Origin of the sequence: Streptomyces sp. NPDC093568, assembly GCF_044764945.1 — a bacterium.
In the GTDB taxonomy this organism is placed as follows: Bacteria; Actinomycetota; Actinomycetes; order Streptomycetales; family Streptomycetaceae; genus Streptomyces.
In genome coordinates, this window is sequence record NZ_JBIWJD010000003.1 from 82,637 (window position 1) to 94,459 (window position 11,823).

Below are 11,823 nucleotides of genomic sequence, written 5' to 3' on the forward strand. Positions count from 1 at the left end.
CAGCCGGTCACCCGGTCAGCCAGGCGCGGATCGCGGCGGCCGTACCGCCGGCGTCGCCCTGGAGCACGGAGTAGTGGTCGCCGGGGACGTCGGCGCTGTCGTGCGGCAGCGGCCAGTGCGGCTCCCAGTCCCGGTCGGGGGCGGCGCGCCGCATGTGCGCGGTCGGCCGGCCGCGGAGCAGCAGGGTCGGGACCGGCGACGGTTCGGGCCGCCAGTTCTCCAGCACGCGCGCGTAGCCGCCGCCGGCGATCAGCAACGAGTCGTCCAACTGGTCGACGACGCCCTCCGGAAGGGCCTCTCCGGCCGCCATCAGGGCGAGCCCGCGCGGGTCGTCGCGGCGCAGCACTCCGGCGTGCGAGTCGATCAGGATCACGCCGGTCGGCTGCTGTCCCGCCCGTGCGAGGTGTCCGGCCACCGCATGGGCGACCGCGCCGCCGGCGCAGAACCCGACGAGGACCGCGGGACCGCCCGCGGTCAGGGAGCGCACGGTGTCCGCGTGCGTCCGCGCGAGCGTGGCCATGCTGTCCGGAACGGCCCGGCGCGTACCGAACCCGGGGTGTTCCAGCAGGAAGAGGTCGCGCTCGCCGTCGAACTGCCCGGCCAGGGCGGTGGGCACGCGCTGGTACGGCGAGAGGTAGTCCGGGATGTACACCAGCGGCGTTCCGCCGCCCTGGGCGAGCCGGACCGGCGGGACCGCGTACCGGGCGCGCTCCTCTTCGGCGAAGGACGGCAGGGCGTAGGACGCCAGATGACGCAGGCCCATCGCCTCCAAGGCCCCCTGATCGCGCAGCACTTGATGGTAGAGGGCACTGAAACGGTAGGCCGACGCCGGGGGATGGGCGCCGGGCCCGGTCATTTCCTCCGCCGGGCCGGCCTCGGTTGCCGTGTCCGATCCGTCCTGCGGCAGCCCGCCCGCGTCGGTCAGCACGGTGAGGACGTGCGAGACCAGCTCGGGCAGCGTGGGGTGCTCCAGCACGACGGTCGGCTCCAGGCGCACCCGCGTGTACGCGCTGAGCCGGTTGCGCACCTGTACGGCGGTCAGCGAGTCGAAGCCGAGATCGGTGAAGGGGCGTTCGGCGGGGAGCTGGGCCGCGTCGGGGAAGCCCAGCACCGCGGCGATCTCGGCGCGGATCAGCTCGGCCAGGAGGGCAGCGCGGTCGGCGGCGGCGACGGCGGCGAGCCGCTCACGCCACGCGCCGGGCGCCTGTCCGGCAGCCCTCACGGCCGGTGTGCCGGGGACGGGGGCCTGTTCGGCCCGGGGCGCGCGTCGCGCCTGAAGGTCCGCGAGGACGGGCGGTGCGGTCGGGCCCGCCGCTGCCGCGAGGTCCAGCGGAATGGGCACCAGCACCGGCTCCGGCACGCGCATCGCCGCGTCGAGCAGACGGACGCCCTCCTGCTCCGTGACCGGCAGGACGCCGCCCTCGACCAGGCGGTCGTGCGCGACACCGGCCGCCATCCCGTCGTCCGCCGCGGTGGTCCAGGGGCCCCAGGCCAGTGCCTGCGCGGGCAGTCCCTGGGCGACTCGGTGCCGGGCGAGCGCGTCGAGGAAGCCGTTCGCGGCCGCGTAGTTCGACTGACCCGGCCGCCCGAGGACGCCGGCGGCCGAGGAGTACAGCACGAACGCGGAGAGGCCGAGGCCCTTGGTCGCCTCGTGCAGATGCCAGGCACCGTCCGCCTTCGGCGCGAGCACGGCCGCGAGCCGCTCGGGGGTCATGCCGTCCACCACACCGTCGTCCACCACCCCGGCGAGGTGGAAGACCGCCCTCGGAGCCGGGTCACAGGAGGCCACCAGGGCGTCGACATCGGCGCGGACACTCACGTCGCACGCCACGACCCGCACCTTGGCCGGCAGATCGGCCGCCCAGTCCGGCACCCGGCCACTGCGGCCGGTCAGCAGCAGGTGCCGTACCCCGCGCTCGGCGACCAGGTACCGGGCGAGGCTCGCGCCGAGCGCGCCGGTGCCACCCGTGACGATCACCGTCCCCTCGGGGTCCAGACCCGGCGGCTCGGCGGCCGGGGGGTCCGCGGGGGCCAGCCGGGGCACCAGGGCCACCCCGTCGCGCAGGGAGACCTGGGGCTCGCCGGTCCGCAGCGCCGTCTCCAACTCCGCCGCCGAGGGCGTGACTCCACGCCGGTCGACCAGCACGATCCGGTCCGGATGCTCGGACTGGGCACTGCGCACCAGCCCGGCGACCGCGGCCTGGGCGAGGTCCGGGTCGTCGTCGGCGGCACCCCGGGTGAGCACCAGCAGTCGGCCCGGCCGGGCGTCGGCCGTCCAGTCGCGGATCCGCTCCAGCACGGCGTTGAGAAGGCGGCGTACCCGCTCGGTCGGTGGGGCGCCCTCCGGCAGGGCGGCGGCCAGGCGGGCCACGTCGAGCAGTTCGTGCTCCGGGCTCACGTCCTGGACGGGGGCGGTGGCCGCCGGGCGCCAGACGAGGCGGTAGGTCCCGGGGCTCTTCGGGGTCTGCGCGGTGCTGGGCATCGGGATCGCCCGGGTGACCACCGACTCCACGGCCGCGAGGGGCCGGCCGGACGGATCGGTGAGGGTGACCCGGAACTCGTCCGGGCCGAGCCGCCGCAGGACGGCCCGGGCGGCGGAGGCGCCGGTGGCGTACACCGTGACTCCCGTGCAGGAGAGCGGGGCCCGGGGCTCGCGCGGTCGGCCGTCCGGTTCCTCGGCCAGCAGCGCCGCGTGCAGCGCCGCGTCGAACAGCGCCGGGTGCAGGGTGTACGAGCTCGCGGTCGCCGCCTCCGTGGGCGGCAGCGCCAGCTCGGCGAAGACCTCGTCGCCCCGGCGCCACAGCGCGGTCACCGCGCGGAAGGCGGGCCCGTAGTGAAGGCCGAGAGCGGCCGGCCGGGCGTAGTCGACGACCGGGATCCGCTCGGCGCCGGCCGGCGGCCAAGCTCCGGGCGGTGGACCGGTGGGCGGCGCCTCGGCCGGGGCGAGGGTCGCGGTGGCATGCCTGCTCCACGCGCCCGTGGTGCCGGCCGGGCGGGCCCAGACGGCGACCGGCCGGCCGCCCTCCGCGTCCGGCGCCCCGGCCACCACCTGCACCCGCGTGTCATCCGCCGGCGACAGCACGAGCGGTTCGTGCAGCGCCAGTTCGGCCAGGCGGACGGGGCCGGAGGTGCCGGCGGCCCGGCCGGCCAGCTCGGCGTACAGCGTCGCGGGCACGACCACACGGTCCCCGATCGTGTGGTCGGCGAGCCACGGGTGGCGCGTCGTGGACAGCACGGCGGTGTGCCGGATGCCGGGCCCGTCGGCGTCGGGCTGTGGTTCTCCCAACAGGGGATGGCCGGGCGAGGTGCGATGCCGTACGGCGTCCAGCCAGTAGCGCTGCCGTTGGAAGGGGTACGTGGGCAGGGGGCGCCGCCGCCCACCGGTGCCCGCGTACACCGACCGCCAGTCCACGGACACCCCGTGCACATGCAGCGCGGCCAGCCCTTCGAGTGTCGTACGCGCGTCGGCGCACGACGTGAACACGGCCCCCGCGTCCGCGGCGACACAGCTCTCGGCGGCCAAGCCGAGCGAGGCGGTGGGACCCGCCTCCACGAACGCCGTGACGCCCGAGTCGGCCAAGTGGCCCACCGCGTCGGCGAACCGGACCGTGTCGCGCGCCTGGCGGACCCAGTGGTCGGCGGTGGCGAGCGCGTCCGACTCGGGCCGACCGGTCAGCGTCGACACCACCGCGGCGACCGGCCGGCGGTAGGTCACCGACTCGGCGACCGCACGGTACTCGGCGAGCATCGGGCCGAGCAGCGGCGAGTGGAAGGCGTGGCTCACCCGCAGCCGGCGGGCCGGTCCGCCGAGCCGGGCCGCGAGTGCCGTCACCGCCTCCTCGTCACCGGAGAGCACGACCGACGTCGGGCCGTTGACCGCCGCGACCGCGACCCGGCCGGGCACCTCGTCGAGCAGGGGCGTCACCTCGGCCGGCGTGGCACGGACCGCGATCATCGCGCCGCCGCTGGGCAGGGCCGCCATCAACCGGCCCCGGGCGGCGACCAGTCGCACCGCGTCGGTGCGGGAGAACACCCCGGCGACATGGGCGGCGGCCAGTTCGCCGATCGAGTGACCGACGAGGGCGTCCGGTCGTACGCCGTACTCGTCGAGCAGGGTGTGCAGGGCAACGGCGTAGGCGAACAGCGCGGGCTGCGCGTAGTCGGTGCGGTTCAGCAGGGCGTCGTCCGGGTCGTCGATCACCTCCAGCAGGGGCCGGTCGAGCCACGGGGTGAACTCGTCGCACAGAGCGGTGAACGCCGCGTCGAAGACGGGGAAGGCGGCGCGCAGCTCGCGGCCCATCCCGGTCCGCTGGGCACCTTGGCCCGCACAGAGCAGTGCCACCTTGGGGCGAGTACGTGCCGTGCCCCGGAGCAGCGCCGGACCCTCGGCACCGGCCGCCAGGTCGCGCAGCCCGGCGAGCAGGCCCTCGGCGTCGGCGGCGACGACGGCCGCACGGCGGGACAGCGGTGCCCGGGTGGTCGCCAGGGAGTAGGCGGCGTCCAGCGCAGCGCCCCGGTCGGTCACGTCGGCCAGGGCGGCTGTCAGCCGTGCGGCGTGGGCGCGCAGGCCGGCCTCGTCGCCGCCGGTGACCAGCCAGGGGGTGAGGGGCAGTTGGGGCGCCGGCCGGGAGGAGTCCCGGCCGGTCCCGGCGTCCGCCTCGGCATCGGATTCGGCCGCCGGCTCCTCGATGATCACGTGGGCGTTCGTGCCGCCGATGCCGAACGACGAGATCGCCGCCCGCCGCGGGCGCTCCCGACGGGGCCAGGGCCGGGCCCGGTCGAGCAGTCGCACGGCGCCGGCGGACCAGTCGACGTGCGGGGACGGCTGCTCCGCGTAGAGGGAGGCGGGCAGTTCGCCGTGGCGCATCGCCTCGATCATCTTGATGACGCCGGCCACCCCCGCCGCGGCCTGGGTGTGCCCCAGGTTCGACTTGACCGAGCCCAGCCACACCGGGTCGGCCGGGTCGCGGTCCTGTCCGTAGGTGGCGAGCAGCGCGCCGGCCTCGATGGGGTCGCCGAGCGAGGTGCCTGTGCCGTGCCCCTCGACCGCGTCGACGTCGGCCGCCTCGAGTCCCGCGTCGGCCAGCGCCAGCCGGATCAGGTCCCGCTGCGCCTCGCCGTTGGGCGCGGTCAGGCCGTTCGAGGCGCCGTCCGAGTTCACGGCGGAGCCCCGCAGGACGGCCAGGACGGGATGGCCGTTGCGCCGGGCGTCCGAGAGCTTCTCCAGCAGCACCAGACCGACGCCCTCGCCCCAGGCGGTGCCGTCGGCGCCGGCGGCGAACGACCGGCAGCGGCCATCCGGCGACAGGCCGCGCATACGGCTGAACGCCACGAACGGCTGCGGGCTCGACAGCACCGTCACCCCGCCGGCCAGCGCGAGCGAACACTCCCCGGCCCGCAGCGACTTGGCGGCCAGGTCCATCGCGACCAACGACGACGAGCAGGCCGTGTCCAGGGTCATGACCGGACCGCGCAGCCCCAGCGAGTAGGCGACCCGGCCGGAGGCCACGCTGCCCGACGACCCGATGGCGACGTGCGATTCCAGCTCGTGCGGTGTGACCCCGCCGGCGTAACCGACGTGCATCAGACCGACGAACACGCCGGTGCTGCTGCCGCGCACGGCCGGCGCGGGGATGCCCGCGCGTTCCAGCGTCTCCCAGGCGACCTCCAGCAGCAGGCGTTGCTGCGGGTCGGTGGCCAGGGCCTCGCGGGGTGACATGCCGAAGAACAGCGGGTCGAACTCCGCCACGTCGTCGAGGAACCCGCCACGGCGGGTGTACGTGGTGCCGATCCGGTCGGGGTCGGGGTCGTGGAGGGACGCCAGGTCCCAGCCCCGGTCGGCGGGGAAGTCGCCGGTCGCGTCGACCCGTTCGGCCGTGAGCCGCCAGAGGTCCTCCGGCGAGGTCACCCCGCCCGGGTAACGGCAGCCGACGGCCACGATCGCGATCGGTTCGGCCTCCGGCCCGCGCCGGGGTGGTGCGGTGGCGGGCGGCGTGGCCGACCCGTGCAGCCGCGCGTCCAAGTAGGCGCTCACCGCGGCCGGGTTGGGGTGGTCCCACACGAGCGTGGCCGGGAGCCGCAGTCCGGTGCGCAGGCTGAGCCGGTGCCACAGGGTCATCGCGTCCATGGAGGTCAGGCCGAGATCGGCGAACGCGGTGCCGGGGTCGGCGTCCGTCCCGCGGATCGACCCGGTCTCCGCGCACACCAGGTCGGTGAGGGCGGCCAGCCGCTCGGCGGGTGTCCGCTCGGCCAGCCGTGACAGCGTGGGCTCGGGCGGGCGTCCGGCGAGCGCCTCGCGCAGCAGGGCCCGGCGAGGCTTGCCCGCCGCCGTGCGGGGCACGGCCGGCGTGAACAGGACCTCGTCGGGCACCTTGTGCGCGGAGAGCACCTCGGCACACGCCCGCAGCAGACCCGCCGGATCGAGCGCCGGGTCCGCCGGCACCACGAAGGCGACCGGCACCTCACCGAGCAGCGGATGCGGCCGTGCCACCACGGCCGCGTCCCGTACGCCGGGCAGGCCGTGCAGCACCCGCTCGACCTCGGTCGGGTCGACGTTCTCGCCGCCGCGCACGATCCGGTCGTTCACCCGTCCGGTGACGGTCAGGACGCCCCGCTGGTCGAGCCGGCCCAGGTCACCCGTGCGGTACCAGCCGTCCCGTACGGCATCGGCGCTCTCCTCGGGGCGGTCGTGGTAGCCCAGCATGACGCCGGGGCCGCGCACCCAGATCTCGCCCTCCGCCTCGGTGGCGTCCCGTCCGGACTCCGGATCGACCAGCCGGACGTCCATGCCGGGGAGCGGTGTTCCGCTGCCGCCGCCCGCCTTCGGCCCGCCGGGCGCCTCCATGGCGATCTTGCCGCAGGTCTCGGTACTGCCGTACCCGTCGAGAAGCGGGGCACCGAACCGCCCCTCGACCCGCTCCCGCAGCTCTGGATCGCTCGGCGCACCGGCGGTCACGCAGAAGCGCAGCGAGGGCACCGCGCCCAGGCCCGCGTCGAGCAACTGCCCGAAGGTGAGGGGCACGCCGGCCAGGACGGTCGGCGCGTACTCGCCGATCAGCCGCACCAGTGCGGCCGGTTCGGGTGTCGCGGTGATCCGCGCGCTCGCCCCCGCCGCGGTGGTGCCCAGTACGCAGAGGGAGTGGGCGTAGGTGTGCGCGAGCGGCAGCGGCCACAGCACCCGGTCCGTCGCCGACAGCCCGAGCCGGGGCAGATAGCAGGCGGCCGAGGACCACAGCGCGGAGCGCTGGCTGGAGAGCGCGCCCCGGGGTGTGCCGGAGGTGCCGGACGTGTAGAGCAGCCAGGCCGGTTCGTCCAGGCCGAGGTCGTCCGAGGGCGGGAGGGAGGCCTGCGTGGCGAGGTCCTCGAAGCGGGTGGCGCCCTCCAGCAGCGGGCCCTCGCCGGTCACCACCAGCCGGATCTCCCGGTCGGCGACGAGCCGGGCGATCCGCGGCAGATTCCTCCGGTCGGTGACCAGCACGGCCGGGTCGCAGTCGCCCAGCAGCTGGGCGAGCTCGGCGTCGGTACCGCGGGACCTCAGCGGCACACCCACCGCGGCGGCCCGCACCGTGGCGAGGAGCCCCTCGGCCAACTCCACGCAGTCGTCCAGACAGAAGGCCACCCGCGTACCCCGGACGACCTCCAGCCCCCCGGCCAACCGAGCGGTCCGGCGCTCCAGTTCGGCCCAGCCCACCGTGCGCCGGTCATCGGTGAAGGCCGCCCTGTCGCCCTGACGTAACGCGTTCTCGGCGAGCAACTCCGTTACGGGACGCACCTCGAACACCTCGGTTGCCGCCACCGCTGATCCCCCCCGGTTCCCACGTCCGCACCCCTCGGTCTGATGATCAGCGTACGGCGCGTGGGCTGCTAGGGCAGGGCGATCAGGGCTCAAGCCTGGCCTGCCAGATGGGCAGCGCGACCATCCCGTGGACCACAGGACCGACAACAGGCCGACAATCCGATGGATACGCCCGCTCGCGCCCGCCAACCCCTCAGGGCAGCAAACGCTGTTCCTTCGCGACCGCCACCGCCCCCGAGCGGGTGTCGACGCCGAGCTTGTCGTAGATGCGGCGCAGGTGGGTCTTGACCGTGGCTTCGCTGATGAACAGGGCACGGGCGATGTCACGGTTGCCGATGCCGCGGGCGAGCTGGGTGAGGATGTCGCGTTCGCGGTCGGTGAGGGTGGGGCGGGGGCGGCGGAGGTTGGCCATGACGCGGTCGGCGACCGGTGCGGACAGGGCGGGGCGTCCCTCGGCGGCGGCGTGGATCGCGGCGAAGAGTTCCTCCGGGCGCTCGGCCTTGAGCAGATAGCCGGTGGCGCCGGCCTCGATGGCGCGGGTGATGTCGGCGTCGGTGTCGTACGTGGTCAGGACCAGGACCCGGGTGGCGGTGCCGGGCACGGCCGTGAGACGGCGGGTGGTCTCCACACCGTCGATGCCCTCGCCCAGTTGCAGATCCATCAGCACCACGTCCGGGGTGAGCTTCGCGGCCAGCGCGAGCGCCTCCTCGCCGCTGCCGGCCTCGCCGACGACCTCGATGTCCGGGGCGCTGTCGAGCAGGGCGAGCAGCCCGGCCCGTACGACGGCGTGATCGTCGCAGACCAGGATGCGTACGGCGGAGGGGGTGCCGGCGGCACCGGCCGGGGCGGCGCGGTCGGGAGTCATCGGGGCGTCTCCAGGCGGGACGGCGGGGCCATCGTGGGTGCCTCCAGGGGGACGGAGGCCGACAGGACGGTGCCCTCGCCCGGGGTGGCGTCGATGGTCAGGGTCCCGCCGAGCGCGCGCAGCCGGGCCCGCATGGCGGGCAGCCCGTGGCCGCGTTGCGTGCCGCGGGAGTCCGGCAGCGTGGCGGGATCGAAACCGTGGCCGTCGTCGGAGACGTCCAGGACGATTTCGTCGTCGAGGAGGGTGAGGGTGAGGGCGGCATGGGTGGCGGCCGCGTGCTCACGGACGTTGGCCAGGGCACCCTGGGCGATGCGCAGCAGGGCGGACTGGACCCGGTCGGGCAGCCGGGGGAGCCGGCCGTCGCCGTCGACGTGGACCCGTACCGTGAGATCCGCCCCGGACTCGCGCGCCGCCAGGGCCCGCAGCGCCTCGTCGAGGCCGTCGGCCACCAGGTCCGCGGGCGCGAGATCGTGCACGAAGCGCCGGGCCTCGGCGAGGTTGTGCGCGGCGACCGAGGCGGCGGTGCGCACATGGGCGCGCGCCTTGTCCGGCTCGGTGTCCCACACCCGGTCGGCTGCCTGCAACAGCATCTGCTGGCTGGACAGACCCTGCGCGAGCGTGTCGTGGATCTCCATCGAGAGCCGCTCGCGTTCGGCGAGAGTGCCCTCGCGGCGCTCGGAGGCGGCGAGTTCGTGGCGGGTGCGGATCAGGTCGTCGATCAGGACGCGCTGGCGCGCGGTGTGCCGTTCCATCTGGAGGAAGACGGCGGTGGCGAGGGCCGCCACGGCGGGCGGCGCGAGCACCAGGTTCGGGTCGAAACGGCCCGCGAGCTGCACTTGGGCGGCGACGACGAAGCCGGTCAGAACCGCGACGAGCACGAGGGCGGCGCGGGCCGGCAGCGTGCGCAGGGCGGTGTAGAACAAGGGCACCGCGCACCACGCGAAGCTGGGCGCCAGCACGACCAGCACCATCCACACCACGACGACCAGCGCCAGCCACGCCGAGTCCCGCGGGGTGGGCCGAGGGTGTTGCTCGCCGGTCCCGGGCCCGAGCAGGTGCAGGACGGCGAGCACGACGCACAGCGCGATGATCCAGGGAGTACGCGGTTCGCCGGGGTGGCGCAGGACGAATCGGGCCAGCGCTCCGCCGAGCAGCAGGAAGAACGCCGCGTGCATCACGAAGCCGAGCCACCGGGTGTCCACGGTGCCCGGTTCGTACGGCCGGTTCCCCATCGGGGCTCGCCTCCTTCCCGCCTGCCGGTGCTGAGCTGGGCAAACACCTCCATTGTGACCCGGGGCGGGAGCAGGGCGGGTCAACCGATCGGATGACCCCGGTGTCGTCCGTCGCGCCATCCCGGGCGAGCCGGAACGTCGACCGCGCGGGCCCCGGTCCGGGCCGAGGGTGGAGAGCGGACGAAGCGGGGCGGCAACCGGGCCGCCCGCCCACCGAAGGAGTCGACCGACCCATGAACCCCGTGCACAAGAAGTTCTCCCGCCGCGCTCGCGTCGCCACCGGCGGTGCGGTCCTCGCCGCAGTCGCCCTGGCGGGCTTCGGTGCGGTGTCCGCGAACGCCTCGGCGCCCGCCACGCCGCCGGCCGCCGCCGCTGCCGTGGCGGAGAGGGGCACCACCACCTCCACGCACCTGACGATCGACGCCGCCACCAAGGCGGCGCAGGCCGCGCTCGACGCAGCCGAGAAGGAGAACCAGCGGGTCACGGTCGCCGTCGTCGACCGCAACGGCAACACGGTCGTCACCCTGCGCGGCGACGGCGCCGGACCGCAGTCGTACGAGTCCGCCGAGCGCAAGGCGTTCACCGCGGTCTCCTGGAACGCCCCCACCTCCCAGCTGGCGGAGCGCCTGGAGCAGGCCCCGAACCTGAAGGACATCCCCGGCACGCTGTTCCTCGCGGGCGGTGTCGCCGTCACCGCGAACAACGCGCCGATCGCCGGCATCGGCGTCGCGGGCGCGCCGTCCGGGGCGCTGGACGAGAAGTTCGCACAGGCGGGTGCGAACGCGATCGCCCGCTAGTCACCGGGGCGGCGCGAGAACCGGATGCCGTGGGCTTTCGGCGACCGCATCCGGTTCTCGCCGCCCGGCCCAGCCGACAGGTTCCGGTTACGGCTTGCTCACGCCTTGGTGGCCCGGTGGTGAGCGCTCGATGATGGAGCCATGACCACGGCCTTACGCGCCATGACGCAACTGTCGAGCTGGCCCGACCTCGCGGAGGCACCGCCCAGCTGCGGCACCGGCCGGGCGCTGCGCTCGGCCGGCGCCGAGATCGCGCACTTCCACTCGGACCACAGCGTCGACCTGCACCTGACGGCCAGGGCGATCCGTCGCTTCCAGGACGAGCTGAAGAACTCCACGGCCGTCCGGCTGGACCCCGACTCGGACTGGGTCACCATCCACCTGGACTGCGACTCGGACATCGACCTGCTGCTGACCCTGGCGAGCGTCGCCCTGCAGGTCCATCAGGAGCAGCCGGATCCGGACGGCGCCAAGTCCGGCTGCTGCAACGGTCGCTGACGGAGCGTCGGCAAACGGATCACGCGTCGCCGCCGAGCACTCCGGCGGTGAACTTCGCCAGCCGCTCCCGCAGTTCCTCCCGTCGCACCCCCTTCTCGCCGGCCAGGTACTCGACGAGGTCGGCCCGGGTCGCCGCGAGCAGCGCGTGGGCGGTGAAGTCGCTCTCGGTCACGCCCGGGACCTGTTCCAGGAGGTCCATGAGCAGGGCGTGCCAGCGCTCGTAGTGCTCCGTGCGATACGGGCTGTCCGTGCCGGTCGTCTCCAGGGCCAGCGCGAGATGGCGGTTGTCGAGCTTGAAGCACAGGACGGCGTCGAGCAGGGCCGGGACCCGCTGGAGCGGCGGCGTGCCGGGGCCCAGCGGCGGTGGGCCCTCCTGGACCGCCTCCCTGAGAGGTTCGAGCCGTGCGGCACACAGTGCCTGGATCAGACCCGTGCGGTCGCCGAAGGCGCGGAAGAGGGTCGCCTTTCCGACGCCGGCCGCCGCCGCGATGTCCGCCATGGTGACCTCGTCGGGACTCCCGCACTCGGCGAAGAGGGTGTCGGCGGCCGCGAAGGCGGCTGCCCGGTTGCGGGCCGCGTCCTTGCGGGGCTTGCGATCGGGCATGGAGCTCCTCGGGTTGCGAAGCGGACCGACGG

General features: G+C 75.1%; 6 protein-coding genes. 2 read left to right on the forward strand and 4 right to left on the reverse strand.

Annotation, left to right across the window (positions count from 1 at the left end):
* Positions 1 to 7: 7 nt before the first annotated feature.
* The 3 genes from ACIRD7_RS14495 to ACIRD7_RS14505 all read right to left on the reverse strand — a co-directional run bounded on the left by ACIRD7_RS14495 (position 8) and on the right by ACIRD7_RS14505 (position 9,892).
* A complete protein-coding gene (locus ACIRD7_RS14495) occupies positions 8 to 7,771 on the reverse strand; it encodes an SDR family NAD(P)-dependent oxidoreductase (protein ID WP_403453153.1) in 7,764 nt (2,587 codons plus the stop codon).
* A gap of 217 nt (positions 7,772 to 7,988) precedes the next feature.
* Complete coding sequence (locus ACIRD7_RS14500) at positions 7,989 to 8,660, reverse strand: response regulator (protein WP_403453154.1); 672 nt, start codon at positions 8,658 to 8,660, stop codon at positions 7,989 to 7,991.
* A complete protein-coding gene (locus ACIRD7_RS14505; RefSeq protein WP_403453155.1) occupies positions 8,657 to 9,892 on the reverse strand; it encodes a sensor histidine kinase in 1,236 nt (411 codons plus the stop codon). Before ACIRD7_RS14505 ends, ACIRD7_RS14500 begins: the two co-directional genes overlap by 4 nt.
* Positions 9,893 to 10,125: 233 nt before the next feature.
* Between ACIRD7_RS14505 and ACIRD7_RS14510 the strand changes: the two genes are divergently transcribed.
* Both ACIRD7_RS14510 and ACIRD7_RS14515 read left to right on the forward strand, forming a co-directional pair.
* Complete coding sequence (locus ACIRD7_RS14510; RefSeq protein ID WP_403453156.1) at positions 10,126 to 10,689, forward strand: heme-binding protein; 564 nt, start codon at positions 10,126 to 10,128, stop codon at positions 10,687 to 10,689.
* A 141-nt stretch (positions 10,690 to 10,830) separates the two neighbouring features.
* Positions 10,831 to 11,187, forward strand: coding sequence for a luciferase family protein (locus tag ACIRD7_RS14515; protein WP_403453157.1), 357 nt, complete (start codon positions 10,831 to 10,833; stop codon positions 11,185 to 11,187).
* Between the two features lie 19 nt (positions 11,188 to 11,206).
* Here ACIRD7_RS14515 and ACIRD7_RS14520 read toward each other — a convergent pair whose 3' ends face one another.
* The gene (locus tag ACIRD7_RS14520) at positions 11,207 to 11,791 is read right to left on the reverse strand and encodes a TetR/AcrR family transcriptional regulator (protein WP_403453158.1); all 585 of its coding nucleotides are present in this window, start codon (positions 11,789 to 11,791) and stop codon (positions 11,207 to 11,209) included.
* Positions 11,792 to 11,823: the final 32 nt, after the last annotated feature.

Bases quoted from the DNA above. Each gene is read 5' to 3' on its own strand.
- ACIRD7_RS14500 (WP_403453154.1), bottom strand. From the start codon at position 8,660: ATGACTCCCGACCGCGCCGCCCCGGCCGGTGCCGCCGGCACCCCCTCC.
- ACIRD7_RS14505 (WP_403453155.1), bottom strand. From the start codon at position 9,892: ATGGGGAACCGGCCGTACGAACCGGGCACCGTGGACACCCGGTGGCTC.
- ACIRD7_RS14510 (WP_403453156.1), top strand. From the start codon at position 10,126: ATGAACCCCGTGCACAAGAAGTTCTCCCGCCGCGCTCGCGTCGCCACC.
- ACIRD7_RS14515 (WP_403453157.1), top strand. From the start codon at position 10,831: ATGACCACGGCCTTACGCGCCATGACGCAACTGTCGAGCTGGCCCGAC.
- ACIRD7_RS14520 (WP_403453158.1), bottom strand. From the start codon at position 11,791: ATGCCCGATCGCAAGCCCCGCAAGGACGCGGCCCGCAACCGGGCAGCC.